Raw genomic sequence first — 25,650 nt, forward strand, 5'->3', positions numbered from 1 at the left:
CAGGACAACGACTTAGGGGCGGAAATCTTTCAAGAGCCTTCCCTGAATGTTTTGAAAGATTTGCCGGGCGGCCTCGTCGCCCTGCGCCTTACCTGACCAGACCACCCTTCGGGGCCTGGCGAGACCGCAGCCTTCACCGGCCAGCCCTCTCGCCTTGCTCATCAAATCGAAGAGGAGGTCTGCATGACCCAACCCAAACAAACCCCGCGCTGCATACTAGCGCTCGATCTGGGCACGACCACCGGCTGGGCCATCCGTGACTTTGATTGCCTGATCACCAGCGGCACCGCCAGCTTCAAGCCCGGCCGCTACGATGGCGGTGGTATGCGCTATCTGCGGTTCACCAACTGGCTAACGGAACTTGATCGGCTGTCTGGACCGATTGCAACGATCTGGTTCGAAGAAGTTCGCCGCCACGCTGGTACTGACGCAGCCCATGTTTATGGAGGCCTCATGGCCTCACTGACCAGTTGGGGCGAGCTGAGGGGCATTCCCTATGAGGGCGTGCCGGTGGGCACGATCAAGCATCACGCCACCGGCAAGGGCAACGCCAACAAGGACGCCATGATCGCCGCCGCACGGGCGCGTGGGTTCAGCCCCGCTGATGACAATGAGGCAGATGCTATCGCCATCCTGCACTGGGCCATTGAGACCCGGGGAGGTGTGGCATGAGGTTTACCCCCAAAGGCTATGGCGGACACCGCCGTGATCCCGATCAGGTCAAACGGGACGGTTGGCACGAACAGGGTGTGCTGGCTGTCAGCATCGACGATCAGCGCCTGACCTGGCCGGAACGTGAATTGGTCGAGCAATTAGGCACAAAACTCTATGGGCCACGCCCCGTTGGGGAGGTGCGCCATGGGTGAGAAAAAGACATGGACCGCCGACGATGTCGCGGATCATTTCGAAGAAGCGTTCCGCACGCTGCGCAAGCTGCCAGCGGTCAAGGCAAAGGGGTACTTCAACGCCTGGCCTGACATCGCGCGGACCAGCCGTGAGATCGCTGCGATGGAGCCGCAGCCTATGCGGGTCTGGCCGTCGGCGGCGTCGATCACACGGCTTGAGCAGACCTTCGATTGGGTGCTTTGGATTGACGAGGCCGAGCGCAGGCTGATCTGGTCTCGGGCGGCGCGTGTGCCTTGGAAGCAGATCAGCGGTGAACTTGGCGTTGACCGCACGACGGCATGGCGCAAGCACAAGCTCGCATTGACCAAGATCGCGTCGCGCCTGAATGTCTGAACGACTCCAATATGTTGCAACACTTTTGTGTTCGACACATGCAACAGTTTCGTGCTATCCGTAGGGCATAATGGGGAGAGTGCGTTGGAAGACGGCTCTCCCCGTTTTTGTTGGTGGACACTTCGCTGGCTTCTGGTTTCCAGCCAGGGGTCCAGCTGGCATCCAGCGCACTAACCCACTGAATTCGCGGGTCCTTCCTGGCCCCAAACGTATACGGGGGGGCGAGGCGCGCAATATCGCTAGTGACAGGGCTGGTTTTTTGGGAAGCCACCCCAGCGTGTATCCACCCGTGATCTGACAAAAACCACAATTAAACAAACCCTTGGAGCTGGATGCCTTCGCCGCCGCTGGACCCTTCGTGGAGTCCAAGCTGGTTGTTTGTATCCGGAGTCCAGGGGTCCACCCCATTGAGGCGAGCTGAACATTATGACCCTGAGCTTTGCCCCCGACGCAATCGAGACTTGGCCGATTGCCAAGCTCCAGCCTTATGCGAAGAACGCAAAGATGCATGGCGCGGATCAGGTCGCAAAGATCGCGGCCAGCATGGCCGAGTTTGGCTGGACCGTTCCTTGCCTGGTCGCGGACGACGGAGAATTGATCGCAGGCCACGGCCGTGTGCTTGCCGCCACACAGCTGGGGCTGCTTGAGGCCCCCGTGATCGTGCTGGGACATCTGACCGAAGCACAGCGTCGGGCCTACCGGATTGCGGACAACAAACTGACGGAACTAGGGTCCTGGGATGAAGCGTTGCTATCGGCTGAGTTGAACGACCTGCTGGCAGAGGACTACGATCTCTCGCTCATCGGCTTCGATGACGCTGAACTCGAAGCGCTGTTGGCCGGAGACGTTGATCCTGAAACAGCCTCCCGCGAGGGCGAGGACGATGTTCCCGAGGCCCCCGAGACCCCAATCAGCCGCCCTGGCGATCTCTGGTTGCTCGGCAAGCATCGGTTGCTCTGCGGTGACGCGACCGTGGCCACCGATGTCGAGCTTCTGCTCGGTGATGTGAAGCCGCAGCTGATGGTGACCGATCCGCCTTACGGCGTCGACTATGATCCCGGCTGGCGCAACAAGGCAGGAGCCGCGGCCACAAAGCGCACCGGCAAGGTGCTAAATGATGACCGCGCTGACTGGCGCGAGGCTTGGGCGCTCTTCCCTGGCGATGTGGCCTATGTCTGGCATGGCGCGCTGCATGCGACCTGATCCGCGCCATGCATCTTTGCGTTCTTCGCATAAGGCTGGAGCTTGGCAATCGGCCAAGGATCGGCTGGTGCTGAGCCGCGGTGATTATCACTGGCAGCACGAACCGTGCCTTTATGCGGTGAAGAAAACCGGCAAGGGCCACTGGGCGGGCGACCGCAAACAAACGACGCTATGGCAGATCGCGAACAAGGATCAGGACGTGGAAACCGTACACGGCACCCAGAAGCCCGTCGAATGTATGCGCCGTCCGATCCTGAACAATTCCAGTCCGGGCCAAGCTGTCTACGAGCCTTTTATGGGCTCGGGCACTACGCTAATCGCGGCGGAAACCACGGGGCGGGTCTGCTACGGGATTGAACTTAATCCGGCGTATGTCGATGTGGCTGTTCAACGGTGGCAGCAGTTTACTGGCAAGCACGCTGTTCTTGAAGGCGCCGGGACCAGTTTTGATGATCTGCGCTCAGAGCGGGGTAGCCAATGAAGCAATCCCGTCTGATGTCATTTTGTGAAGCGATTGCGAATGTCACGGTTGGCTACGGCGTCGCTGTGCTGACGCAGATCCTGATCTTCCCGATGTTTGGGCTGCACACGACGCTGGCGCAGAACTTGCAAATGGGGGCGGTCTTTACCGTCGTCAGCATCGTGCGGTCCTATGTCCTGCGGCGGGTCTTCGAGGCAATCCGGGTCCGATCAACAAAGCCGCCGCTCCAGACAAGCGACGGCTCTGTTCGCGCAAGACTCCCTTACCGCCGCGACTTCGGCGGTGCAGCGGCGCGGGATCAGTCTTCGATACGATAGACGCGTCCGCGCGCATCCACCATTTCCGAGGTGATAGCGAGGCCAAGCTTTTTCTTGAGCGCGCCGGACATGGCGCCGCGCACCGTATGCGATTGCCACTCGGTGGCAGCGGTGATCTCTTCGATGGTCGCACCTTCGGGCCGACGCAGGAGGTCAATCACGATCTGCTGCTTGGTCGGGTGCGGGGCCGTCGCGGTTGTTTTCGGTGTGGATTTCTGAGCCATAAGTGTCTCCAGTATTTGAGGATCGCGACATGCGTCCTTCTACCGAGACAGGCCCCGCGAGTGCGGGGCGTATCTTGAGGTCTGTGCAGTTCAGACCAGACCGATGTCTTTCAGACAGGCGGCTGCGTCGATCAGTTGATTGGTGGGCACCTCGATGGTGATCGTCATGCTGTCGGCGTAGGCGCGAACATAAACGCCACCGTCGTCCATCAAGGCGCATTCGATCTCGTCAAGGACTACGCTGATGCGGCTGCGATCGAATTGATCGGGCAGTTTTCGAATTGCGATACGAATTGTGCTGGTTTCCATGGCGCTTACTCCGCGTGCTCGCCTTCACTGAAGGCGCTGTCGGTGATGCGCTTCAGCAAGCTGGCGTAATGCTCAAGGGTGCCAACATGGCCCCAGTTGATTTCGTCGGGGTGGCAGTTGAAGTGCTCGTCGCTGAGGCTCTGAAGCCGGGCGAGCATGTTGTCGATCTCGGCTTTCTTGCCAAGGAAGGCGTTGATCGCAGCTTCGCGGTTCCGCGCAGCCTTCTCGGCGCGCAGTTGGTGGCGGGGTGTGGTGATCGGGTTCAGGCGGGTCATCTTGGTGGCTCCGTTGTGAGTTGCATCGTTCTCTTGAGATCACGTTCGCTCTGGTGCGGAGGCTTATCAACTACATAAGCACATGATTTTAAATGATAATCGGAGCGCGCCATGGAGGGTCTGAGCGAGCGCCAATACGCCGCCCGCGTCGGCCTCTCGCGCGGGGCAATCCAGAAGGCCAAGGCGACGGGGCGGCTGGTTCTACACGCCGATGGCAGCATTGACGCGGCAGCCAGCGATGCTCTGCGCGCGGAGGCGACCGACCCGTCCAAAACTCGCAAGGCACCGAAGCCGAAACTCAAACCGGTCCCGGAGGCGGCGGTTTCCGCCGTGGGCGAAACGTTGCGCGAACAGGGAATGGCCGCACCTCCCGTCGGCAGTGGCACCACGTTTCTGCAGGCCAAGACGGCCAATGAAGTGCTGAAGGCGCAGGAGCGCCGTCTCCGGCTGCATAAGCTGAAGGGCGAGTTGATCGACCGGGCGCGTGCTCTGTCGCTGGTGTTTCGGCTGGCGCGGCAGGAGCGTGACGTTTGGGTCAACTGGCCCGCGCGTGCGGCGGCGTTGATGGCGGCCGATCTGGGTGTGGAGCCCGCCGCGATGCAGAAGATTCTGGAGAAACATGTCCGTGCCCAGCTCGACGATCTTGCCGAGGTCAAACCCGATCTCCGGTGAGGACGACTTCGACGGCGCGGTGGAAATCCTGCGCGCCTGGGGCGCAGGCCTCACGCCGGATCCGGACCTGACGGTTTCGGAATGGGCAGATCGGCACAGGATGTTGTCAGGGCGTGCCTCGGCCGAACCGGGCCGGTATCGCACGGCGCGCACGCCTTACATGGGCGAAATCATGGACCGGCTGTCGCCCGGCGACCCGACACAGCGGATCGTGTTCATGAAGGCGGCGCAGGTCGGCGCGACCGAGGCCGGCAACAACTGGATTGGGTTCGCTATCCACCAAGCGCCGGGGCCGATGCTGGCCGTCCAGCCGACGGTGGAACTGGCGAAACGGAACTCGAGGCAACGGATTGATCCACTGATTGATGAAAGTCCGGAACTGCGGGAACGGGTAAAACCGGCCCGGTCGCGCGACGCGGGCAATACGATGCTGTCCAAGGAATTCGCGGGCGGTATCCTGATCATGACCGGGGCAAACTCGGCCGTGGGGCTGCGCTCGACCCCGGCGCGCTACATTTTCCTCGACGAGGTCGATGCCTATCCGGCGTCCGCCGACGATGAGGGTGATCCGGTTACGCTAGCGGAAGCGCGTTCGCTGACCTTCGCCCACCGGCGCAAGGTGTTCTTGGTCTCAACCCCGACCATTCGCGGGATGAGCCGGATTGAACGGGACTATGAGGCCAGTGATCAGCGCCGGTTTTTCGTCCCATGCCCGCATTGTGGCGCGATGCAGTGGCTTAAATTCGAACGACTGCGCTGGCAGAAGGGACAGCCGGAAACGGCGGAATATCATTGTGAGGACTGTGAGACGCCCATCGCGGACCACAACAAGACGGCCATGCTGGAGGCTGGCGAATGGCGACCGACCGCCACGGCGGCCGATCCCAACACGGTCGGCTACCACCTCTCCGCGCTCTATTCACCCATCGGCTGGCTCAGCTGGGAGCGGATCGTGCGGGCGTGGGATGCGGCGCAAGGATCGGACGAAGCGATCAAGGCCTTCCGCAACACGATCCTCGGCGAGACCTGGGTCGAAACCGGCGAAGCGCCGGATTGGCAGCGGCTCTACGACCGGCGCGAGCACTGGAAACCGGGCATTGTGCCTGCGGGCGGGCTGTTCCTGACCGCTGGGGCCGACGTCCAGAAAGACCGGATCGAAGTCGATGTCTGGGCCTGGGGCCGTGGGCTGGAAAGCTGGCTGCTCGATCACATCGTGATCGAGGGCGGCCCCGACCGGCATGAGGCCTGGGGCGACCTGACCGAACTGCTCGGCCGGACGTGGCCGCACGAGCGTGGCGCGCATCTGAAGATCGCGCGGCTTGCCATCGACACTGGCTATGAGGCCCCGGCGGTCTATGGCTGGTCGCGGGCCCAAGGGTTTGCACAGGTCGCACCAGTCAAGGGTGTCGAAGGCTTCAACCGGGCCAGCCCTGTGTCGGGGCCCACTTACGTGGACGCGACCGAGGGCGGCAAGCGTTTGCGCCGCGGCGCACGGCTCTGGACCGTGGCAGTATCGACCTTCAAGGCCGAGACCTATCGCTTCCTGCGGCTGGAACGGCCAACCGAGGAGGAACGCGCTAACGGCGCAGAATTCTCACCCGGCACGGTGCATCTGCCGCACTGGGTCGAGAACGAATGGCTGAAGCAGTTCGTGGCCGAGCAACTGGTCACGGTGCGCACGAAGCGTGGCTTTGCCCGACTGGAATGGCAGAAGCTGCGCGAGCGCAACGAGGCGCTGGATTGCCGGGTCTATGCCCGCGCCGCCGCCTGGATCGCGGGTGCGGATCGCTGGACCGACGAGAAATGGCGTGACCTCGAGGATCAACTCGGTGTCGCCGACGCCTCTGCGGATCCCGCGGGGCAGATCAACAGGCAAGCGCAGACGTCGCAAGGCAAACGTCAATCCGACTGGCTCGGACGGCGCGGAGGATGGTTTTGATGGCAGACTGGACCGAAACCGAGCTGTCCGCGTTGCGCCGGGCCTATTCCAGCGGCACGACCCGGGTCAGCTATGACGGCAAGTCGGTCGACTATGGCTCGGCCGAGGATCTGCTGGTGCGCATCCGCACCATCGAGCGGGCCATAGCGGGCACCACACAACCGGTGCCAATCGCTGGGCTCGCGGGCTTCTCGCGCGGGGATCGCTGATGTGGGCCAACTGGTTTGACCATGCGATTGCCTCGGTGGCACCACGCACGGCGGCCCGTCGTGTGCTGGCGCGGCAGGCATTCGAAACCCTGACGCGGGGCTATGATGGTGCCTCGAAGGGGCGACGGACCGACGGCTGGCGTGCGCCGGGCACCTCGGCCGATACCGAGGTTGGCGTGGCCGGGGCGCTGCTGCGCGACCGGATGCGCGATCTGGTCCGCAACAACCCGCATGCGGCCAAGGCCGTGGCGGTGCTGGTAAACAACATTGTCGGTGCGGGCATCATGCCTCGGGCGGCGAGCGGCAATGACAAGCTGGACCGGAAGGTCGATGCGCTCTTCGCAAGGTGGTCGGACGCCGCTGACGCCGACGGCCAGCTCGACTTCTATGGGCTGCAGACGTTGATCTGCCGCGAGATGGTCGAGGCAGGTGAGGTCCTGGTGCGCCGACGTCTGCGCCGCGCAGCGGATGGCTTGCCTGTCCCGCTGCAAGTGCAGGTGCTGGAGGCCGACTTCCTCGACACCACGAAATCCGGCACCATCGGCGCGGGACGCCTCGTCCAGGGGATCGAGTTCGATCCAGTCGGCAAACGCCGGGCCTATTGGCTGCATGCCGAACATCCGGGTGATGCCTATGGCACGTTGCAGAACGGGTTGCAGAGCCGCCCGGTCCCGGCGACCGAGATCGCCCATGTTTACGAGAAGCAGCGCACGCAGGCGCGCGGCGTTCCCTGGGGCGCGCCGGTGATCCGCAGTTTGCGCGACCTCGACGACTACGAGGTGGCCGAACTGGTCCGCAAGAAGACCGAGGCCTGCGTCACCGCCATCGTCTTCGGCGACGACGAGGCGCAGCAGGGCATCGCTCCCTCCGTGGTCGATGCTGATGGAAACCGCGTCGAGCAGTTCGAGCCTGGCCTCATTGCCTATGCGCGCGGCGGCAAGGACATTCGATTTAACCAGCCTTCGGCTACGGGCGGCTATGCAGAATACAAGCGGGCGAGCCTGCATACGATCTCGGCCGGGTTCCGCGTGCCGTATGAGTTGCTGACCGGCGATCTCTCCCAGGTGAACTATTCCTCGATCCGCGCGGGGCTGGTTGAATTCCGCCGCCAGATCGATGCCGTCCAGTGGCAGCTGTTCATCCCGATGTTCTGCGCCCCGGTCTGGCGCTGGTTCACGGAAGCCGCATGGGCGGCGGGCCAGATCCCATCGCCGGACGTACCGGTCGAATGGTCGCCGCCGAAGTTCGAGGCGGTCGATCCGCAGAAGGACGCGATGGCGAACCTGCTGTCGATCCGATCTGGCACCATGACGCTGGCCGAGGTGATCGCCCGGCAGGGCCGCAATCCGGACGCGGTGCTGGCCGAGATCGCTGCGACCAACGCCAAGCTCGATGCCCTCGGGCTGGTTCTCGACAGCGACCCGCGACGAGTCACCAAGACCGGGAGCGCGCAGACCAGCGACCCGGCCACCGATCCGGATGCCGACGAACCGGCCGACGACGAGCCCACCGCTGACGCGGAAACCGATCCGGCGCAGGCCGACCAACAGGACTGACCAACATGGACACAATGATCGAAATCCCGGCCTTGCGCCGGATGGCGGAGCTTGCGCTGAACTCAGCGGACACCGACACCCGCACCGTCGAGGTGATCTGGTCAGCGGGCGCTCGGGTTCGTCGATCGACCCTGTTCGGCGAACCCTACGACGAGGAATTGAGCCTCGATCCAGACCATGTGCGGCTCGATCGTCTGAACGCCGGCGCGCCGTTTCTGAAGGTGCATGAGATCGAAACGCTGGATGCCGTGATCGGCTCGGTCGTCCCGGGGTCTGCCCGGATCGAAAACGGTCGCGGCATTGCGCAGGTCCGGATTTCTGAGCGCGCCGATGTCGAACCGATCTGGCGCGATATCCAGGCGGGCCATATCCGGGCGGTGTCCATCGGCTACCAGGTCCACCGGTTCGAAGTGTCCAAGCCCGAAGCGGCTCGCGAGCTTTGGCGCGCGGTGGACTGGACGCCCTTCGAGGTGTCCGCCGTGCCGGTCGGGGCAGATCCCGCCGCAGGGTTTCGCGCCCAATCCCAACTTCACGATTGCGTCCTCCATCGCCGGGACGTCCCACCCACTCAAACAGGAGCCATCCCGATGACGGAAAAACCCAACGCCCTGGCCGCAGAGGCCAAAGATCAGCCCAGCGACATCAATGCTGCCGAGGACACCACCATGACTGAACCGAAGACGCCTGTGGCCGAGCCGAAGGTTGCTGCCGTTGAGACCCGCGCGCAGCCAAAGCCGCAGAAGCCCGATGCCCCCGTTGTGCCTGACACTGAAGCTGTTGCGACCCGGGCCCGCGAGACGGAGCGTGACCGGGTGTCCACAATCTATGATCTGGCCGGGCGGCTGAACCTCGAGCGCAGCTTTGCCGAGGATCTGGTCAAGCGCGGCACGGATATCGGCGAAGCCCGGCGTTTGATCCTCGATCAGGTCGCCTCCAAATCCGAAGAAACCCGCACCTTCAGCCAGGTGTCGATCCCACTCGGCGGCCGCGACGAGCAGATCACCCGCCGCGATGCCGTCGCGAACGCGCTTCTGCACCGTTACAGCCCAACGCTGTTCACTCTGGAAGATGCCGCTCGCCAGTATCGTGGCATGACGCTCATGGAACTGGCCCGCGAGAGCCTTGGCAATGCTGGGGTCAATACGCGGGGCCTGTCTCGCGACGAGGTGGCAACGCGGGCCTTGCATTCGACGTCCGACTTCCCGGAGATCCTCTCGGCGGTCACCAACAAGACCCTGCGGCAGGCCTATGACGCCTATCCCCGCACATTCATGCTGTTCTGCCGCCAGGTTCTGGCCACCGACTTCAAGGCGATGCACCGGGTCCAGCTCGGCGAAGCGCCGCAGCTGCTGGAGGTGGGCGAAAGCGGCGAGTTCAAACGCGGGACACTCGGCGAGAGCAAGGAGAGCTACAAGGTCAAGACCTATGGCCGGGTGGTCGCCATCACCCGCCAGACGCTGATCAACGACGATCTCGACGCCTTCACTCGGATCCCCGCGATGTACGGCAACTCCATCGCCCAGCTGGAATCGGACGTCGTCTGGGGCATCATCACCGCCAACCCGGCGATGGCGGACGGCAACGCCCTGTTCCACACCAGCCACAAGAACCTCGCAGGAACAGGCGCAGCGCTGGCGGTCGATGCTGTCGGTGCGGCCCGCGCGGCGATGGCCAAGCAGACCGGGCTCGACAAGAAGACGGTGCTGAACGTCCGCCCCGCCTTCCTGATCGTGCCCGCCTCGCTGGAACTGAAGGCGGAGCAGATGGTCGCCCAGAACCTGGTGCCCGCAGCGACGTCCAATGTCGTGCCGCAGTCGATCCGCACCCTCGCGCCGATCAGCGAGCCACGCCTCGATGCCGCCAGCGTAACCGCCTGGTACCTCGCGGCCAGCCCGAACCAGATCGACACCATCGAGTACGCCTATCTCGAGGGTCAGCAGGGCGCGTACATTGAGACCCGGAACGGCTTCGACGTCGACGGCGTCGAGATCAAGTGCCGCCTCGATTTCGGCGCAAAGGCCATCGACTGGCGCGGCCTCTACAAGAACCCCGGCGCATAAAACGGGCCGTCCCTGACATCTCACCTCTAACGGGCGGTCCAATCGGGCCGCCCGTTCCATTTTGCAAAGGATCCCGCAATGAAAAACTACGTCCAGCCCGGCAACACCATCACCCTGACCGCGCCCTACGCCGTGACCTCCGGCGATGGCCTGCTCGTCGGCTCTATTTTCGGCGTGGCCGCCGGGGATGCTGCCAATGCCGAGACGGTCGAGACCGCCCTCATCGGAGTCTTCGACCTGAAGAAAGTCGCGAGCCAAGCCTGGTCCACCGGTGACAAGGTCTATTGGGACAACACCAACAAGGAAGCCACCAAGACCGCCACCGCGAACACGCTGATCGGTGTGGCCGTTGAGTCTGTTGCGGGCGGCGCGGGTGACCTGATCGGCCGGGTGCGCCTGAACGGCAGTTTCTGATGACGGCGTTTGCCGCCATTCTGGATGCTCTGTTCGCGGATCCCAACATCGGGCGTGAGGCGGTCTACACCTCCGATGGCGGCGCGCCCGTGCTGGTGCGCGTCGTCTCCCGGCAGGCTGATGCCATCACCGAATTCGGCGATGCGCGGCTCTGGTCGGAAACGACCCGGATCGATCTTCGCGTCGCGGAAGTTCCGGCACCGCGTCCCGGCGACCGATTGGAAATGGATGGCGACGCCTTCCTCATTCAGGGCGAACCCGTCCGGGACCGGGAGCGGCTGGTCTGGACTGTTGATCTGAGGCCCGCGTGAAGCTGAAGCTCGACATCGATCCGGACATCGTCGCCATGATGGCAGCGGAGGTCGCGGCGGGCGAACGTGCTGTGACAGCTGCCATGCGCGAGGCCGGGACCGGGCTCAAGACTGCCTGGCGCACGCAGATCACTGGCGCGGGATTGGGGCGACGGCTTGCCAACTCGATCCGCAACCAGAACTTCCCGAGGTCGGGCGAGAGCTTGGATGCAGCCGCGCTGGTCTGGTCCAAGGCCCCGGTCATCGTGGGAGCGCATGACACCGGCCCGCTGATCCGCTCGAAAGACGGGTTCTGGCTGGCGATCCCGCTGCCCGCCGCAGGCAAGTCGCTGCGCGGCGGCAGGATAACCCCCGGCGAATGGGAACGGCGACGCGGGCTGCGCCTGCGTTTCGTCTATCGTCGCACGGGGCCGAGCTTGCTGGTGGCAGAGGGACGGCTGAACACGAAGGGTCAGGCGGTCGTGTCCCGCTCCAAGACCGGGCGCGGAAAGGTCACCGCGCCGATCTTCCTGCTCGTGCCGCAGGTGAAACTGCCGAAGCGGCTGGACCTCGCGCGGGATGCAGACCGGGCGCTTGACAGCGTCCCGGGGCTGATCGTGGCGAAATGGGTTGTTCAGCGATAGGATCGGAAATTGGCTATCGTTTCCTCGTGCCAAGCAACCCTAACCAAAAACCGAACTCGTTAACTCCAAGTATTTAGGTCGAGAAAAGTTGGCTTGCTCCACATGTTCGAAATGCGAAACGAAATGCTCGGCCTCCACACTTTGAGCGCGAATATGTGGCTTCAAATAGGTAATAAACTCTGATCCAGCGCCAATTATTATTGGAATCATGTTTATAAAGACCCGATGGATTGGAACTCCGTCCTGATCAGCGAAACGTTCAAATCCATCTGCCTCGATGCGGTGTCTGACGAGGTTCCGAGCATTTGCGCGCAAGCGGCTTTGATCCCTTGGCATGTCGAGGAGCACACAAAAGTCTCCCCAAGAAGCGTAGTGGTCAATGAACCCTCCGCCGTCTTCGCCGTCCCCAGCAGGAAAATCTACAAGGAGGTAGTCTTGGCGTTCGTTCTGCTGCGCATGGCGGTGCACACTGCGGATGCCGTGCGCTTTATTGTGATGCTTGGCATTTCTGTATGCAAGAACAGCGCAACAAAGCGGGTGTGCATAAAAATCAAAATCGACTTCCTGAGTTTCTCGAACTGCGTCGTACAAGCTGGCGAATGTGTCGAGCATGCTCTTACAGGCGAGCTCAACATTGCCGATCGCCTCGCTTGAATCGATGAGGAATAGTTCTTGGAATCTGTATTTCTGTTCAATGAAAACTCGCAGCGACTGTGCAAAATCTTCGAATCTGTCTGTAATCATCTGACTTCCTAGTGAAAACCCACACAAGACTTAGTAGTTTTCCCGAGCTCCTTCCATCGCAGTTCGCAGCCTTTTTTCCGGAGCTCATGGGTGCATTGAGCCAGCAATTTCTACTGTCGAGCCCGGAAAGACACCATGACTGTTCGTGAAACCATTCTCACCGCGCTGCAGGCGCGGCTTTTGACGCTGGCCGCAACCGCCCTGCGGGGTGAGGTCTTGCCCGAGCGCATACCCGCCGATGGCCTGTTGATCCTTCGGGATGGGGAGCCAGGCGATCCCGAGGTAACACTGTCGCCCCTGCGCTACCACTACCAGCACCGTGCCGAGATTGAGGCGGTCGTGCAGGGCACCGACCGTGACGCCGTCTTCGACACGCTGACCGCCAGCATCGGCACGGCAATTGCCGCCGACCGCACGCTCGGCGGCCTATGCGACTGGGTCGAAGCAGAAGCGCCACGCCCGGTCGATCTGCCGGTCGAAGGCGCGGCGAGCCTGAAGGCGGCCGTGATCCCGGTGGTGCTGCATTATTCAACGGCCGATCCGCTCGGCTGACCCTGACAATTCAAGGAGAATACGATGGCACGAGCCCAAGGGGCGCGGGCGCAGATGGCGCTTGCGTTCGAAACGACCTATGGCACGCCGCCAGTCGGCGGCTTCACCAAGATGCCCTTCGCCAGCACCTCGCTCGGCGCGGAGCAGCCGCTGCTGAACTCGGAACTGCTGGGCTACGGCCGCGATCCGCTGGCACCGATCAAGGATGCGGTGACGGCAGACGGCGATGTCGTCGTGCCGCTCGACGCCGAGGCCTTCGGCTTCTGGCTGAAGGCGACCTTTGGCGACCCGACCACATCTGGCACCGGTCCCTGGACGCACGAGTTTCAGTCGGGGTCTTGGATGCTGCCCAGCATGTCCATCGAGACCGGCATGCCCGAAGTGCCGCGCTACGCGATGTATTCCGGCTGTGTACTCGACCAGATCAACTGGCAGATGCAGCGCTCGGGGCTGCTGACCGCGACATCCCGGCTGGTGGCGCAGGGCGAGACGGTGGGCACAACGACCAGCGCAGGCACGCCCGCCGCGCTGGAATTGCAGCGCTTCGGCCATTTCAATGGGGCGATCACCCGCAACGGATCTGCCCTCGGCAATGTGGTCTCGGCCGACATTACCTACGCCAACAACCTCGACCGCATCGAGACCATCCGCTCGGACGGCCGCATCGACGGCGCGGACCCGTCCATCGCTGCGCTGACCGGCTCCATCGAGGTGCGCTTCGCTGACCAGACACTGGTGACGCAGGCGATCAATGGCGATCCTTGCGAGCTTGAGTTCGCCTATCTGCTGCCCTCGGGCGAAAGCTTCACCTTCACCGTGCACGCCGTCTACCTGCCACGCCCGCGCATCGAGATTTCCGGGCCGCAGGGCGTGCAGGCCACTTTCGACTGGCAAGCCGCCCGCGACAGCGTCGTCGGCCGGATGTGCACCGCAACCCTCCTGAACGATGTGGAGACATATTGATGCTCACGCTCGACCTAACGAACGCGCCGCGCTGGCATAGTCTTGCCCCCGGCGTGCGGGCGCAACTGCGACCGCTGACTACCGCGCTGATGGTGGCCACCCGCAGCGATCCCGCCGTCGAAGCGGTCCCCAAAGAGGCCTCCGACGAGGAGCGCGCCGTGGCCTTCGCCAAAGCTCTCGCACGGAGGGCGGTGCTCGCCTGGGACGGCATCGGCGACGCGGACGGCGAGCCGATCGATCCCAGCCCCGAGGCCATCGACGCGCTGCTCGATGTCTGGCCTATCTTCGAGGCCTTCCAGCTGACCTACGTCTCCAAAGGCCTGCTGCTGGAACAGGAAAAAAACGTCTCCGCGTCCTTGCCGAGTGGTCCTTCGGCGGGGGCGAACGCTACTGCGACGCCTGCCAAACGGCGTGCGAAGACTGCCCGGCGTGGCTGAACCGGCCGCTGACTTACGAGGGTTGGCAGGTCTGGGACTTGGTCGACCGTCTCGGCGGCCAGCTCCGCGTTCTGCCGGGTGCGGTGATCGGCTGGGACCTGACCGCTGCGCTCGCTCTCGGTGACGCGCTCGGCATCCCACCCCTGGCCATGGCCGAACTGCTGCCCGTCATTGAATCCGTGATGGTTGCGAAGCTCAACGAACAGATGGATCATTCCAATGGCTGAAAAGCGCGTTTCTGTCCGCCTTGCCGCGGTCGGTGGCCGACAGGTGCGCGCCGAACTGGAAGGTGTCGGTGAGGCCGGGGTGCGAGGGTTCGGGCGGCTCAGCCGCGAGATGGAGGCGGCCAACGCCCGACTTGCGGCGTTCTCCCGTCGTGTTGCAGTGGCTGCCGCTGCCGCCGTGGCCGCCGCCGCTGCTGCTGGCGTGGCGATGGTCCGATCCGGGCTGCAAACCGTCGATGCGCAGGCCAAGCTCGCGCAGTCGCTGGGGACCACCGTCGCCTCGATCCAGACGCTGGAGCGCGCGGGCGAGCTGGCGGGCGTGTCGATGTCCGGCATCGAGCAGGCCACCAAGGATCTGACGCGCCGTCTCAGCCAGGCGGCCGCCGGGACCGGACCTGCCGCCGACGCGCTGGATCGGCTGGGGCTTTCGGCTGCCGACCTAATTTCCCTGCCGCTGGATCAGCGTGTGGGCGCGATCAACGCGGCCATCGAGGAATTTGTGCCCGCAGCCGAACGCGCGGCCGTCGCCGGTCAGCTCTTTGGCGAGGAAGGCTCCATCGCCATGTCGCGGATCGACACCGCGACGCTGCGCCAGGCGAAAGAGGATGTTCTGGCCTTCGGCGTCGTCGTGTCGGAGCAGGATGCCGACCAGATCGAGCAGACGAACGACGCCATCTCAAGGTTGGGGCTGATCTGGCGCGGGCTGTCGAACCAGCTGACGGTCGCTGCGGCACCCGCGCTGGAAGCGGTCGCGAATGCCATGGCGGCGGTTGCGAGCCGCACAGGCCCGCTCGGCATCGCGATCCGCAGTGTCTTCGACAACATCGGCCGTCTGACCACCTATGCCGCTACGTTTGTGGCTTTTCTTGCAGGGCGTTGGGTCGCCGGGATTGCCGTCGCAGCTCTCTCGGTCCGTGGCCTCGCCACCGCGCTGGTGCTCCTTCGTGGGGCACTGATCCGCACCGGCATCGGCGCGTTGATCGTTGGCGCGGGCGAGCTCGTCTACCAGTTCACCCGCCTTGTTACTGGCGCGGGCGGATTTGGAGAGGCGATGTCGCTTCTGAAGGACCTCGCCGTCGAGGTGTGGGACCGCATCAAGATGGGGGCAGCTGCGGCGGGCGCTGCGGCCACTGCAATGTTTTTCGATCTGAAGTCTGATGCGGCGTCGGGTATGCAGAGCGCCATCGAAAGCGTCGTGACTTTCGGCAACACGGCCGCGAACACCTTCGAGGGGGCCTACGAGGCGATCAAGGCGATCTGGGGACTGCTGCCAGCCGCCATCGGCGATCTGGCGTTTCAGGCGGCCAACAGCCTGATCGACGGCGTTGAGGCGATGCTGAACGGCGTCGTCTCGCGGATCAACACATTCATCGGGGGGATCAACCAGGGGCTGGAAGCGCTCGGGTCAGAGCGTCGCATCTCGATCATTCCCGATCTCGAACTTGGTCAGATCGAGAACCGGTTTGAGGGCGCAGCAACTGCCGCGACCACAGCCGCACAGACCGCCTTCGACCGCGCTTTTGAGGATAACCCGCTTTCCGCACCCGATCTCGGGCTCACTGCGGCGGCCAATACTGCGCTTGCCACGGCCAACACATATCGTGGCGCGGCCCACGATCTGGCCGAAGGCGCGCGCGCGCCACTCGCCAGTTGGCAGGCATTGCGTGATGCGGTGCGGGGCAGCGATGAAGCTGGCGCGAACGCGCTGACCGAGGCGACCAACGCGGCGGAGCGATTGGAAACTGCCCTTGGCGATGCCGGACAGGCGGCCACGGGTGCGGGTGCAGCGGCCGAGACTGCTGCCGCTGCAGCCGAACCTGACATCGACGCCGCAGTTTCCGGCTGGCAGGCGGTCACCGCAGCGCTCAGCGACTATGCCAGCAAGGCGCGCGAGATTGGCGGGGACATCGGCCAGAGCCTCGTCAGCGCGTTCCAGTCGGCCGAGAATGCGGTCGGCGAATTCGTGAAAATCGGCAAGCTGGATTTCCGCGATCTGGTTACCTCGCTGCTGGCCGATCTCTCCAAGCTGGCGGCGAGGCGGTTCATCCTCGGGCCTATTGCCAACGCGCTCTCTGGCGCGCTGGGGGGCGCGGGCGGGATCTTCGCCAACATCCTGCACGCGGGCGGCATGGTCGGAGACTCTTCGCCAAGCCGGATGGTCCCGGCGATGGCTTTCGCGGCAGCGCCTCGCATGCATGCCGGCGGCGTTGCAGGGCTCCGCCACGATGAAGTTCCGGCCATCTTGCAACGCGGCGAGCGCGTGCTGTCTCGCCGCGAAGCTCAGAGCTACGGCGCAGCCGGTGGCGTGAATGTCACCATCATGGCGCGCGACGCCGAGAGCTTCCGGCAGTCCCGGACGCAGGTTGCGGCGGACATCGCCCGCGCCGTCTCGCTCGGGCGAAGGGGTATGTGATGGCGTTTCACGAAGTCCGGTTTCCCGACAATATCAGCCGGGGTGCGCGCGGCGGGCCCGAGCGGCGGACCCAGATCGTCGAACTCGCTTCCGGCGACGAGGAGCGCAACGCCAGCTGGGCGAACAGCCGCCGCCGCTACGATGTCGCCTATGGCATCCGCCGCGCGGACGATCTGGCGGCGGTCGTGGCCTTCTTCGAGGCCCGCAACGGTCGGCTGCATGGCTTTAGGTTCAAGGACTGGGGCGACCACAAGTCCTGCGTTCCCTCGGGAACGCCGGCACCGAACAATCAGGCGATTGGCACCGGCGACGGCGCGACGACCGCCTTCCAACTAATCAAGCGCTACACCTCCGGGGTGCAATCCTGGACGCGCGCCATCGCTAAACCAGTGACCGGAACCGTGCGCATCGCGCTTGGTGGGGTCGAGCAGCCCTCGGGCTGGTCGGTCGACACCACGACCGGCGTTGTCACCTTCAGCGCCGCCCCGGGCGCTGGCATCGCCGTCACAGCGGGCTTCCAGTTCGACGTACCCGTCCGCTTCGACACCGACGTGCTCGACGTGACGCTTGATCTCGAGCGGCTGGGCTCGATCACCTCCATACCCTTGCTGGAACTCCGCCGATGAAAAACATCAATCCCGATCTGCAAGCGCATCTGGACGACGGGACAACAACGCTCGCCTGGTGCTGGCGGATTTCGCGGGCTGACGACGCGAGTTTCGGCTTCACCGACCACGACCGGACGGTCAGCTTCGACGGCACTGATTTCGAGCCCGAGAGCGGCCTCACGGCCTCCGAGGTGCGGTCGGGATCGGACCTGTCGGTCGATGCGCAGGACGCCGAGGGCGTGCTGACCTCCGACCGCATCACCGAGACCGACATTCTCGACGGCCGCTGGGACAACGCCGAGGTCGAAGTCTGGCGGGTGAACTGGGCGGACACGGGCCAGCGCGTGCTGATGCGCCGCGGTGCCATCGGTCAGATCCGGCGCGGGCGGCTGGCCTTCGTCGCGGAGGTGCGCTCGCTGGCGCATGTGCTGGGCCAGACGGTCGGGCGGACCTTTCAGGCGACCTGCGATGCCGTGCTCGGGGATGCGCGCTGCGGGCTCGATCTGGAGGACCCCACCTACAAGGGTACCGGCGCTGTCATCGATCTCCTGCGTGATCGGGCCTTCACCGCCTCTGGCCTTGGTGTCTTCACAGCCGGATGGTTCAATTTCGGCACCGTGGAATGGACCAGCGGCGCGAATGTGGGGCGTCGGACCGAGGTGCTCGGTCACGACGTGACCGATGGCATCGCGGTGCTGACGCTGCTCGAAGCACCGGTGCGCGGTATCGCCGAGGGTGATGCCTTCACCATCCGTGCAGGCTGCGACAAGCGGATCGAGACCTGCGGGGCGAAGTTCGCCAACACAGCAAACTTTCGTGGATTCCCGCATATTCCCGGCCAGGACGCGGTGCTCCGCTATGCCACCAAGGATGGTGGACACGAAGGGTCCGTGCTTTGACAAAACCCCTCGCATCGGCCGACCCCCAGCGCGTCATCGCCATCGCGCGCTCCTGGCTCGGCACGCCATACCACGATCAGGCCAGCCTTCGGGGTGTCGGTTGCGACTGCCTCGGGTTGGCACGCGGGGTCTGGCGCGAAGTCGTCGGTCCTGAACCGTTCCCGATCCCGCCCTACAGCCGGGACTGGGGTGAAACCGGGCCGCGCGAAGTGCTGGCCGAGGGCGCTCGGCGCATGATGCCGGAGATTGCTCCCTCCGCAGCCGGTCCCGGCGCGCTGGTCCTCTTTCGCATGAAGCCCCGCGCCATTGCCAAACATGTCGGGATCCTCACCGGGCCTGGCACCTTCCTCCACGCCTATGAGCGCCTCGGCGTCATCGAGGAACCGCTCACTCCATCCTGGCGGCGGCGCATCGCCTTCGCCTTCCTGTTCCCCCAACGCTGAGACCCCGACATGGCCACCCTCGTTCTCGGCGCCGCTGGCGCTGCCATTGGCGGCAGTATTGGCGGCGCGATCCTCGGCGTCAGCGCCGCCACCATTGGCGGCTTCATCGGCTCCACCATCGGATCGGTTGTCGACAGCTGGATCATCTCTTCGCTCGCGCCGACCCAGCGCATCGAAGGCGCGCGGATGGACAATCTGCGCATCACCTCGGCCACCGAAGGGGCGGTGATCCCGCGCCTTTACGGCCGCATGCGGATCGGCGGCAATATCGTCTGGGCGACGGATTTCCGCGAGGAGACCAAGACGACCACGCAGGGTGGCGGTAAGGGCGGCGGGGGTGGCGGCAAGGTCAAGACCACCGAGTATTTCTACTATGCGAGCTTCGCCGTCGCGCTTTGCGAGGGGCAGATCACCGGCATTGGCCGCATCTGGGCCGACGGCAAGCTGCTGGATACCACCGGGATCACCTGGCGCTGGTATCCGGGAGACGAAGCGCAGACGGTCGATCCGTTCATCGCGGCCAAGATGGGGGCATTAAGCACACCGGCCTATCGCGGCACGGCCTATGTCGTTTTCGAAGACCTTCCGCTTGGGAATTACGGCAACCGCATCCCGCAGCTGAGTTTCGAGGTGTTCCGCCCGCTGGCCGATCTGGACACGGCGGAGGGTCTCACGCAAGCGGTCACCATGATCCCGGCCTCAGGTGAGTTCGCCTATGCCACGCAGGGCATCCGCAAAGGCAGTGGCGGATCGTCCGAGCCCGAAAACCTCAATGCGCTGACCGATACCGCCGACATGGTGGTGGCGTTGGATCGGCTGCAGGCGATGGCACCGAAGGTCGAGAGTGTGTCACTGGTGGTTGCCTGGTTCGGAGACGATCTGCGGGCACGCAATTGCAAGGTGCGGCCGGGTGTCGAGGTCACCGCCAAGACCACCACACCGTCGACCTGGTCTGTGAATGGTGTCAGCCGGGCCAATGCCTTTCTGGTCAGCCGCGACGATCAGGATCGGCCGGTCTATGGTGGCACGCCCGCCGATTTCGCTGTCGTGCAGGCAATTCAGGAGATCAAGGCGCGCGGCCTGCGCGTCACCTTCTATCCGTTCATCCTGATGGATGTGCCACCCGGCAACAGCCTTCCCAACCCGTATTCCGACAATGCCGCCGAGACGGGCCAGCCCGCTTTTCCCTGGCGGGGTCGGATCACCTGTTCGCCTGCGGCGGGGTATGCTGGGACAGTGGACAAGACCGCCACGGCCGCCACGCAGGTGTCGGCGCTGTTCGGCGAGGCAATGCCCGCCAGCTTCAGCGTGGCGGGTCAGTCGGTTTCGTGGACCGGGCCTTCCGGCGACTGGGGATTGCGGCGCATGGTCTTGCATTACGCGCATCTCTGCGCGGCGGCGGGCGGGGTCGACGCATTCCTGATCGGCACCGAGATGCCGGGGCTGACCACGATCCGCTCGGGTGCGGCCACCTATCCTGCGGTGCAGGCTTATCAAGATCTCCTTGCGGATGTGCGCTCGATCCTCGGGTCCGGGACGAAGATCGGCTACGCCGCCGACTGGTCGGAGTATTTCGGGCACCAGCCGGGCGATGGCTCGGGCGACGTGTTCTTCCACCTCGACTCGCTCTGGGCCGATCCGGAAATCGATTTCGTCGGGATCGACAACTACATGCCGCTGTCGGACTGGCGCGACGGGTTCGAGCATCTCGACGCGGCCGAGGGCTGGCCCGCGATCTACGACCGCGCCTACCTGCAGGGAAACATCGCGGGCGGGGAAGGCTTCGATTGGTTCTATGCATCGGCTGCTGACCGCACTGCGCAGGTCCGTACCCCGATCACCGATGGTGTGGCGGCCAAGCCGTGGGTCTTCCGCTACAAGGATCTGCGCGCCTGGTGGTCGAGTGCGCATTACAACCGTCCGGGCGGAATGGAGAGCGGGACGCCGACCGCGTGGGTGCCGCAATCCAAGCCCGTCTGGTTCACTGAGCTGGGTTGCCCGGCCATCGACCGCGGCACGAACCAGCCCAATGTGTTCTTCGATCCGAAGTCGTCGGAGAGCTTCACGCCGCATTTCTCGCGGGGTTGGCGCGACGACGCCATCCAGCGCACCTATCTCGAGGCGACATATCTCTGGTGGGGCGAAGCTTCGAACAACCCGATCTCCGGCATCTACGGCGGCCGGATGGTGCATGTACCTGAATGCGCCGCCTGGACTTGGGACGCGCGGCCCTATCCGTTCTTCCCGGCACTGACCGACGTCTGGACAGACGGCGCGAACTGGCGGCTGGGGCACTGGCTGACGGGGCGGCTCGGCGCGGTGTCGCTGGCTGCGCTGGTCCGGCATCTCTGCCTGCGAGCCGGAATGCCGGAAGCCCGGATCGACGTCACCGGTCTCTGGGGCGCGGTCGAGGGATATGCAATTGGCGCGCTCGAAAGCCCGCGCGCCTCGATCACCACGCTGTCGCGGCATTTCGGCTTCGACGCGGTCGAGACCGAGGGCATGATCCGGTTTGTGATGCGCGGGCGCGCCGCCGCAGCAAGCGTGACGCACGAAGACCTGGTGGCGGCCCGCGAAGGCGATGTGCTGGAACTGACCCGCGCGCAGGAGACGGAACTGCCACAGGCCCTGAAATGGCAGGTCGCGCGTGCCGACGAGGATTATGACGCCGCCCTCGTCGAGGCGCGGCGCATCACCGTGGACACGACCCGCATTGCCTCGGAGTCCTTCCCCATGGCAGTCCCGCCTGAGGAAGCCGAACGGCGCTGCCGCCGGGCGCTGATGGAAGCCTGGACCGGGCGGGAGACAGCCGCGTTTCGCTTGCCACCCTCGCGGCTGGCATTGGATCCGGCGGACGTCGTGACGCTGGAACATGACGGGCGACACATTCCGCTGCGGTTGGTCTCGATAGCGGATGCCGAGGCGCGAGGTATTGAAGCGGTCCGCCAGGATCGCGAGGCCCACGACCTGCCGCCCGGATCACCACGACCGTCGTCCTTGTCAAAGGCCGTGGTGTTCGGCGCGCCTGAGGTGATGCTGATGGACCTGCCACAGCTGACCGAGGATCAGCCCGCCCATCGCCCGTTTGTCGTGGCCCATGCCGTTCCTTGGCCGGGCGAGATGGCAGTGTTCCGCAGCCCATCGACGGATGGGTTTGAGCTGCTGACCAGTTTTGGCGGCCGTGCCCAGATCGGGACGCTGGTGTCGGATTTCTATGGAGGACCGACTTCGCGCTTCGATCTCGGCAATGCGCTCGTAGTTGATCTGCTCTCTAGTACGCTGGAAAGTGTCACGGACCTGACGCTGTTCGGTGGGGCCAATGCGCTGGCCATCGAGAGCGCACCTGGCACTTGGGAAATCGTGCAAGCGGGCGTGGCGGACCTGATTGCGCCGGACCGCTATCGCCTGACGCAGCTCCTGCGAGGCCAGCGCGGCACGGAAGCGGCCATGGCCGACCCGGCACCTGCGGGTGCACGGGCCGTCGTGTTGGACAGCACGCTCGCGTCGCTGCCGATTTCCGAGGGCGATCTCGGCCTTCCCTGGAACTGGCGCATCGGTCCGGCAAGCCGATCTGTCAGCGACGAGACCTATGTTGCGGCCAGCTTCACGCCCGAGGGCGCCGGACTGCGGCCGTTCTCCGTCGCCCATGTCGAGCAGCCGTGGCGCACGCCACGCGTTCCCAGCGATCTGACAATCCGCTGGACGCGCCGATCCCGAGCGCTCTCGGCCGACAGCTGGGGCGCGGTGGAGGTGCCCCTGGTCGAGGAGGTTGAAGCCTATGAGGTCGAGACCCTCGATGGTGCAACGGTCAAGCGGGTGCTGAGCGCGACCACGACCAGCGCGATCTACACGGCCGCCCAACAAACTGCCGATTGGGGCGCGCTGGTCACGCCCGGCGACACGCTGACAATCCGCATCTTCCAGCTCTCCGCCCTGATCGGGCGGGGTGCCGCCAAAACCGTCACGCTCCAACTCTGAGGACCGCTATGTCCGACACCACGACCAACCTGCTGCTCCCTTACATTCTGGCCGCGCAGGCCCAGAAGTATGTCACCCACAACGAGGCCCTGCGACTGCTCGATGGGCTCGTACAGCTTTCTGTTCTCGACCGTGATCTGGCCGCGCCGCCAGGCAGCCCGGCTGATGGCGACCGCTACATCGTCGGCTCGGGCGCAACGGGCGACTGGGCGGGATGGGACCTGAACGTAGCGCTGTTCACCGACGGTCTATGGATGCGCTTGCCACCCCGGACCGGCTGGCGGGTATGGGTCGAAGACGAGGCGCTGCTGCTGGTCTACGACGGTGCGACCTGGATCGGAACCACGCCCAATGCGCTGCAGAACCTCGCGCTGTTAGGGCTGGGCACCACCGCCGACACCTCGAACCCATTCTCAGCCAAGCTCAACGCTGCGCTCTGGACGGCGAAGACAGTAGCCGAGGGCGGGACCGGCGATCTTTTCTACACCATGAACAAGGAGGCGGCGGGTGACGATCTCGGCCTGACCCTCCAGACTAACTTCGTGACAAAGGCGTTGGTCGGCCTCTTCGGCTCCGACCGCTTTCGCCTCGCTGTGTCCGCCGACGGCAGCACTTTCTTCGACGGGCTGAGCGTCGACAACGCCACTGGCATCGTCGAGCAGCCGCAACTGCCGCGCTTCAAGGCTTACACGAACTACGACAACTACGTGGGCGTTGGAGCCTGGACAAAGATCGGCCTCAACAACACCGACTACAACGATCAAGGTTGTTTCGATGCCGGAACCGGCCTCTTCACAGCACCTGTGGACGGCACGTACCTCTTCGGCGCGACGCTGCTCTACAAGGTCAATTCCAGCACCTCGGCCCGGATGCGCGGGCGGCTGGTGCTAAACGGGACAACGGAGATTCGCGGTTCCTTCGGCGAGAGCTCCGCCACCCATGTCTCGCTGGCCACCGCCATCTGGCTGCAAACCATGGTGCCGCTGACTGCAGGCGACACTGTAGAACTGCAGGGGTATTTCCGCGCTCAAGACGGGTATTTCGCGGCCGACCACACGTCCTTCTGGGGCTGCAAGGTCGGCTGAGCGGCGGGAGGAATAGCCCATGACACCACCTCGATCCGACCAGGGTTTTGTGCGCATGCCCGACGCTGAGTTCGAGGCCATGCTGGCACGCGCTGCCGAGAAAGGCGCCAAGCGCGCGCTCGCCGACGTCGGCCTCGACGGCGATGAGGCCGCGCTCGACATCCGGGATCTGCGCTCCCTGGTGGACTGCATTCGTCTGGTGCGGCGAACGGCGATGCAGACCGCCGTCCGCATGATCACCACCGGCGTGATGCTGGCGCTGCTCGCGGGCATCGCCATCAAGCTGAAAATCTTCGGCGGTGCTCCGTAGCTGCGCCCAATCCAAAACCATCAGCCCAACCGACCCGCCTATGTGGCGGGTTTTTCGTTTCTGGAGGACACCATGACCACGACCTTTTATGACCACTGGCGCGATGTACCCGAGGGCACTTGGCGCTGGCCCAACTTCTCCCCCGCCGAAATCGCCTGCCGCGGCACCGGCAAACTGCTGATCAACGAGCCCGCGCTCGACAAGCTGCAGGCGCTGCGCGACCGGCTGGGTAAGCCGCTCATCGTTCGCTCCGCCTATCGCAGCCCGGAGCACAACCGCGCCGTTGGCGGCGCAACGCGTTCCAAGCACATGGGCGGCGCTGCTTTCGACATTGCCATGTCGAACCATGATCCGGTGGCCTTCGAGGCGGCGGCGCGCGAGGTTGGGTTTCTCGGCTTCGGCTTCTATCCGCGCTCGGGCTTCATCCATGTCGATCTTGGCCCATCGCGCCAATGGGGCGATCGCTTCCCGGTCCGCGCGACTGCCTTCGCCGAGGAATTGCCTCCCGCGCGCGAGGTGCTGGCACAGAGCCGCACCATAAAGGGCGGCGGGGCCGCCGGTGTCGCAACGCTTGGCGCGGCTGGCGTCGAGGTGGCTCAGAGCGTTCTGGCTGACACGCAGGCCGCCGTTCTGCCGCTGGTGCCATACCTCGACACGCTTCGCTGGGTTTTCATCGCCGTGGCGCTCGGTGGGGTCGCAGTCACGATCTACGCGCGGCTGGATGACTGGAAACGGGGGCAGAGATGATCACTAGCATTCTCGGCGGGATCGCCGTCAATCCGTGGGCGAGATCCGCGCTTCGCTAGGGTGCAATCGCGCTGGCCATCCTTCTGCTCCTTCTGTCGATCCGCCGATCCGGAGAGCGCGTCGGACGCTTGGCAGAACGCCTTGAAACCAGGGAGAAGTCTAATGATATCCAACGCCGGATGCTGGAGGCGGCGGCTCGTCGTCCTCGCAATCGCGACGACTTGGTTGATCGGCTGCGCGACGGCAGGTTTTGAACAAGGCGGTACCGCGGCATGTCCGCCGGTCGTGGAATACAGCCGGGCGTTTCAGGTGCGAGCGGCCGAGGAATTGGAGTTGTTGCCAAACGGCTCGGCCGTGGTCGAGATGGTGGGCGACTATGCAGTTTTGCGGGACCAGGCACGAAACTGCCGATGAT

Annotated in this window: 28 protein-coding genes and 2 pseudogenes; 26 read left to right on the plus strand and 4 right to left on the minus strand. The window is 64.5% G+C overall.

The genetic code is table 11. From position 1 onward, the window contains the following. Positions 1-183: 183 nt before the first annotated feature. From GKR98_13115 to GKR98_13135, 5 genes and pseudogenes are all read left to right on the plus strand, one after another. The gene (locus GKR98_13115; GenBank protein QMU59047.1) at positions 184-672 is read left to right on the plus strand and encodes a hypothetical protein; all 489 of its coding nucleotides are present in this window, start codon (positions 184-186) and stop codon (positions 670-672) included. Next, positions 669-866, plus strand: a complete 198-nt coding sequence (locus GKR98_13120) for a hypothetical protein (protein ID QMU59048.1) — start codon at positions 669-671, stop codon at positions 864-866. Before GKR98_13115 ends, GKR98_13120 begins: the two co-directional genes overlap by 4 nt. Then, positions 859-1,239 carry a helix-turn-helix domain-containing protein gene (locus GKR98_13125; GenBank protein ID QMU59049.1) on the plus strand — a complete coding sequence of 127 codons (381 nt, stop codon included), beginning with the start codon at positions 859-861 and terminating at the stop codon, positions 1,237-1,239. Before GKR98_13120 ends, GKR98_13125 begins: the two co-directional genes overlap by 8 nt. A 426-nt stretch (positions 1,240-1,665) precedes the next feature. Beyond that, positions 1,666-2,923: pseudogene (locus GKR98_13130) on the plus strand (DNA methylase). After that, positions 2,920-3,129: pseudogene (locus GKR98_13135) on the plus strand (hypothetical protein). The pseudogenes GKR98_13130 and GKR98_13135 overlap by 4 nt, the downstream one beginning before the upstream one ends. Positions 3,130-3,221: 92 nt before the next feature. On the opposite strand, the gene GKR98_13140 reads toward GKR98_13135, so the two are convergent. The 3 genes from GKR98_13140 to GKR98_13150 all read right to left on the minus strand — a co-directional run bounded on the left by GKR98_13140 (position 3,222) and on the right by GKR98_13150 (position 4,048). Beyond that, positions 3,222-3,464, minus strand: coding sequence for a DUF3489 domain-containing protein (locus tag GKR98_13140; GenBank protein QMU59050.1), 243 nt, complete (start codon positions 3,462-3,464; stop codon positions 3,222-3,224). 90 nt (positions 3,465-3,554) lie between these two features. Continuing rightward, positions 3,555-3,773 (minus strand): hypothetical protein, encoded by a 219-nt coding sequence (locus GKR98_13145; GenBank protein ID QMU59051.1) that lies wholly within the window; start codon positions 3,771-3,773, stop codon positions 3,555-3,557. A gap of 5 nt (positions 3,774-3,778) precedes the next feature. Continuing rightward, complete coding sequence (locus GKR98_13150) at positions 3,779-4,048, minus strand: hypothetical protein (protein QMU59052.1); 270 nt, start codon at positions 4,046-4,048, stop codon at positions 3,779-3,781. Positions 4,049-4,159: 111 nt separating this feature from the next. On the opposite strand from GKR98_13150, the gene GKR98_13155 reads away from it, so the two are divergent. From GKR98_13155 to GKR98_13190, 8 genes are all read left to right on the plus strand, one after another. Beyond that, positions 4,160-4,720 (plus strand): hypothetical protein, encoded by a 561-nt coding sequence (locus GKR98_13155; GenBank protein ID QMU59053.1) that lies wholly within the window; start codon positions 4,160-4,162, stop codon positions 4,718-4,720. Continuing rightward, positions 4,668-6,659: a phage terminase large subunit family protein gene (locus GKR98_13160; protein QMU59054.1), complete on the plus strand. Its 1,992-nt coding sequence runs from the start codon at positions 4,668-4,670 to the stop codon at positions 6,657-6,659. The genes GKR98_13155 and GKR98_13160 overlap by 53 nt, the downstream gene beginning before the upstream one ends. Beyond that, complete coding sequence (locus GKR98_13165; protein ID QMU59055.1) at positions 6,659-6,868, plus strand: hypothetical protein; 210 nt, start codon at positions 6,659-6,661, stop codon at positions 6,866-6,868. Before GKR98_13160 ends, GKR98_13165 begins: the two co-directional genes overlap by 1 nt. Continuing rightward, positions 6,868-8,424, plus strand: coding sequence for a phage portal protein (locus tag GKR98_13170; GenBank protein QMU59056.1), 1,557 nt, complete (start codon positions 6,868-6,870; stop codon positions 8,422-8,424). Before GKR98_13165 ends, GKR98_13170 begins: the two co-directional genes overlap by 1 nt. Positions 8,425-8,429: 5 nt before the next feature. Then, positions 8,430-10,484 (plus strand): peptidase U37, encoded by a 2,055-nt coding sequence (locus tag GKR98_13175; protein QMU59057.1) that lies wholly within the window; start codon positions 8,430-8,432, stop codon positions 10,482-10,484. Positions 10,485-10,562: 78 nt separating this feature from the next. After that, positions 10,563-10,898, plus strand: coding sequence for a DUF2190 family protein (locus tag GKR98_13180; protein QMU59058.1), 336 nt, complete (start codon positions 10,563-10,565; stop codon positions 10,896-10,898). Next, positions 10,898-11,209, plus strand: a complete 312-nt coding sequence (locus GKR98_13185; GenBank protein ID QMU59059.1) for a hypothetical protein — start codon at positions 10,898-10,900, stop codon at positions 11,207-11,209. The genes GKR98_13180 and GKR98_13185 overlap by 1 nt, the downstream gene beginning before the upstream one ends. After that, positions 11,206-11,832, plus strand: coding sequence for a hypothetical protein (locus tag GKR98_13190; GenBank protein QMU59060.1), 627 nt, complete (start codon positions 11,206-11,208; stop codon positions 11,830-11,832). Before GKR98_13185 ends, GKR98_13190 begins: the two co-directional genes overlap by 4 nt. Positions 11,833-11,871: 39 nt before the next feature. Here GKR98_13190 and GKR98_13195 read toward each other — a convergent pair whose 3' ends face one another. Then, positions 11,872-12,576, minus strand: a complete 705-nt coding sequence (locus GKR98_13195; GenBank protein ID QMU59061.1) for a hypothetical protein — start codon at positions 12,574-12,576, stop codon at positions 11,872-11,874. A 135-nt stretch (positions 12,577-12,711) separates the two neighbouring features. Between GKR98_13195 and GKR98_13200 the strand changes: the two genes are divergently transcribed. From GKR98_13200 to GKR98_13260, 13 genes are all read left to right on the plus strand, one after another. Next, on the plus strand, positions 12,712-13,128 hold the full coding sequence (locus GKR98_13200; protein QMU59062.1) for an acyl-CoA transferase: 417 nt from the start codon (positions 12,712-12,714) through the stop codon (positions 13,126-13,128). Positions 13,129-13,152: 24 nt separating this feature from the next. Beyond that, positions 13,153-14,091 carry a hypothetical protein gene (locus GKR98_13205; GenBank protein ID QMU59063.1) on the plus strand — a complete coding sequence of 313 codons (939 nt, stop codon included), beginning with the start codon at positions 13,153-13,155 and terminating at the stop codon, positions 14,089-14,091. After that, positions 14,091-14,528: a hypothetical protein gene (locus tag GKR98_13210; GenBank protein QMU59064.1), complete on the plus strand. Its 438-nt coding sequence runs from the start codon at positions 14,091-14,093 to the stop codon at positions 14,526-14,528. The genes GKR98_13205 and GKR98_13210 overlap by 1 nt, the downstream gene beginning before the upstream one ends. A gap of 38 nt (positions 14,529-14,566) precedes the next feature. Beyond that, the gene (locus GKR98_13215) at positions 14,567-14,755 is read left to right on the plus strand and encodes a hypothetical protein (GenBank protein ID QMU59065.1); all 189 of its coding nucleotides are present in this window, start codon (positions 14,567-14,569) and stop codon (positions 14,753-14,755) included. After that, positions 14,748-17,165 (plus strand): phage tail tape measure protein, encoded by a 2,418-nt coding sequence (locus GKR98_13220; GenBank protein QMU59066.1) that lies wholly within the window; start codon positions 14,748-14,750, stop codon positions 17,163-17,165. The genes GKR98_13215 and GKR98_13220 overlap by 8 nt, the downstream gene beginning before the upstream one ends. Then, positions 17,165-17,791 carry a TIGR02217 family protein gene (locus GKR98_13225; protein QMU59067.1) on the plus strand — a complete coding sequence of 209 codons (627 nt, stop codon included), beginning with the start codon at positions 17,165-17,167 and terminating at the stop codon, positions 17,789-17,791. Before GKR98_13220 ends, GKR98_13225 begins: the two co-directional genes overlap by 1 nt. Next, on the plus strand, positions 17,788-18,672 hold the full coding sequence (locus GKR98_13230; GenBank protein QMU59068.1) for a DUF2163 domain-containing protein: 885 nt from the start codon (positions 17,788-17,790) through the stop codon (positions 18,670-18,672). Before GKR98_13225 ends, GKR98_13230 begins: the two co-directional genes overlap by 4 nt. Next, positions 18,669-19,115, plus strand: a complete 447-nt coding sequence (locus GKR98_13235; protein QMU59069.1) for a peptidase — start codon at positions 18,669-18,671, stop codon at positions 19,113-19,115. The genes GKR98_13230 and GKR98_13235 overlap by 4 nt, the downstream gene beginning before the upstream one ends. Positions 19,116-19,124: 9 nt before the next feature. Next, complete coding sequence (locus tag GKR98_13240; protein QMU59070.1) at positions 19,125-23,093, plus strand: hypothetical protein; 3,969 nt, start codon at positions 19,125-19,127, stop codon at positions 23,091-23,093. A gap of 8 nt (positions 23,094-23,101) precedes the next feature. Further along, complete coding sequence (locus GKR98_13245) at positions 23,102-24,178, plus strand: DUF2793 domain-containing protein (protein QMU59071.1); 1,077 nt, start codon at positions 23,102-23,104, stop codon at positions 24,176-24,178. Between the two features lie 19 nt (positions 24,179-24,197). Next, complete coding sequence (locus GKR98_13250) at positions 24,198-24,488, plus strand: hypothetical protein (protein ID QMU59072.1); 291 nt, start codon at positions 24,198-24,200, stop codon at positions 24,486-24,488. 72 nt (positions 24,489-24,560) lie between these two features. Further along, positions 24,561-25,235: a DUF882 domain-containing protein gene (locus GKR98_13255; protein QMU59073.1), complete on the plus strand. Its 675-nt coding sequence runs from the start codon at positions 24,561-24,563 to the stop codon at positions 25,233-25,235. A 162-nt stretch (positions 25,236-25,397) separates the two neighbouring features. Beyond that, the gene (locus GKR98_13260) at positions 25,398-25,649 is read left to right on the plus strand and encodes a hypothetical protein (protein QMU59074.1); all 252 of its coding nucleotides are present in this window, start codon (positions 25,398-25,400) and stop codon (positions 25,647-25,649) included. Position 25,650 lies beyond the last annotated feature (1 nt).

Source organism: Boseongicola sp., assembly GCA_014075275.1.
Lineage (GTDB): Bacteria > Pseudomonadota > Alphaproteobacteria > Rhodobacterales > Rhodobacteraceae.

What these genes read in the sequence shown, in the direction of transcription:
- GKR98_13210 (QMU59064.1), top strand. Translation starts at nt 14,091, where the DNA reads ATGCTCACGCTCGACCTAACGAACGCGCCGCGCTGGCATAGTCTTGCC.
- GKR98_13170 (QMU59056.1), top strand. Translation starts at nt 6,868, where the DNA reads ATGTGGGCCAACTGGTTTGACCATGCGATTGCCTCGGTGGCACCACGC.
- GKR98_13225 (QMU59067.1), top strand. Translation starts at nt 17,165, where the DNA reads ATGGCGTTTCACGAAGTCCGGTTTCCCGACAATATCAGCCGGGGTGCG.
- GKR98_13205 (QMU59063.1), top strand. Translation starts at nt 13,153, where the DNA reads ATGGCACGAGCCCAAGGGGCGCGGGCGCAGATGGCGCTTGCGTTCGAA.
- GKR98_13115 (QMU59047.1), top strand. Translation starts at nt 184, where the DNA reads ATGACCCAACCCAAACAAACCCCGCGCTGCATACTAGCGCTCGATCTG.
- GKR98_13155 (QMU59053.1), top strand. Translation starts at nt 4,160, where the DNA reads ATGGAGGGTCTGAGCGAGCGCCAATACGCCGCCCGCGTCGGCCTCTCG.
- GKR98_13140 (QMU59050.1), bottom strand. Translation starts at nt 3,464, where the DNA reads ATGGCTCAGAAATCCACACCGAAAACAACCGCGACGGCCCCGCACCCG.
- GKR98_13185 (QMU59059.1), top strand. Translation starts at nt 10,898, where the DNA reads ATGACGGCGTTTGCCGCCATTCTGGATGCTCTGTTCGCGGATCCCAAC.
- GKR98_13120 (QMU59048.1), top strand. Translation starts at nt 669, where the DNA reads ATGAGGTTTACCCCCAAAGGCTATGGCGGACACCGCCGTGATCCCGAT.
- GKR98_13200 (QMU59062.1), top strand. Translation starts at nt 12,712, where the DNA reads ATGACTGTTCGTGAAACCATTCTCACCGCGCTGCAGGCGCGGCTTTTG.
- GKR98_13250 (QMU59072.1), top strand. Translation starts at nt 24,198, where the DNA reads ATGACACCACCTCGATCCGACCAGGGTTTTGTGCGCATGCCCGACGCT.
- GKR98_13160 (QMU59054.1), top strand. Translation starts at nt 4,668, where the DNA reads ATGTCCGTGCCCAGCTCGACGATCTTGCCGAGGTCAAACCCGATCTCC.
- GKR98_13230 (QMU59068.1), top strand. Translation starts at nt 17,788, where the DNA reads ATGAAAAACATCAATCCCGATCTGCAAGCGCATCTGGACGACGGGACA.
- GKR98_13125 (QMU59049.1), top strand. Translation starts at nt 859, where the DNA reads ATGGGTGAGAAAAAGACATGGACCGCCGACGATGTCGCGGATCATTTC.
- GKR98_13175 (QMU59057.1), top strand. Translation starts at nt 8,430, where the DNA reads ATGGACACAATGATCGAAATCCCGGCCTTGCGCCGGATGGCGGAGCTT.
- GKR98_13195 (QMU59061.1), bottom strand. Translation starts at nt 12,576, where the DNA reads ATGATTACAGACAGATTCGAAGATTTTGCACAGTCGCTGCGAGTTTTC.
- GKR98_13245 (QMU59071.1), top strand. Translation starts at nt 23,102, where the DNA reads ATGTCCGACACCACGACCAACCTGCTGCTCCCTTACATTCTGGCCGCG.
- GKR98_13240 (QMU59070.1), top strand. Translation starts at nt 19,125, where the DNA reads ATGGCCACCCTCGTTCTCGGCGCCGCTGGCGCTGCCATTGGCGGCAGT.
- GKR98_13260 (QMU59074.1), top strand. Translation starts at nt 25,398, where the DNA reads ATGATATCCAACGCCGGATGCTGGAGGCGGCGGCTCGTCGTCCTCGCA.
- GKR98_13145 (QMU59051.1), bottom strand. Translation starts at nt 3,773, where the DNA reads ATGGAAACCAGCACAATTCGTATCGCAATTCGAAAACTGCCCGATCAA.
- GKR98_13150 (QMU59052.1), bottom strand. Translation starts at nt 4,048, where the DNA reads ATGACCCGCCTGAACCCGATCACCACACCCCGCCACCAACTGCGCGCC.
- GKR98_13220 (QMU59066.1), top strand. Translation starts at nt 14,748, where the DNA reads ATGGCTGAAAAGCGCGTTTCTGTCCGCCTTGCCGCGGTCGGTGGCCGA.
- GKR98_13255 (QMU59073.1), top strand. Translation starts at nt 24,561, where the DNA reads ATGACCACGACCTTTTATGACCACTGGCGCGATGTACCCGAGGGCACT.
- GKR98_13165 (QMU59055.1), top strand. Translation starts at nt 6,659, where the DNA reads ATGGCAGACTGGACCGAAACCGAGCTGTCCGCGTTGCGCCGGGCCTAT.
- GKR98_13180 (QMU59058.1), top strand. Translation starts at nt 10,563, where the DNA reads ATGAAAAACTACGTCCAGCCCGGCAACACCATCACCCTGACCGCGCCC.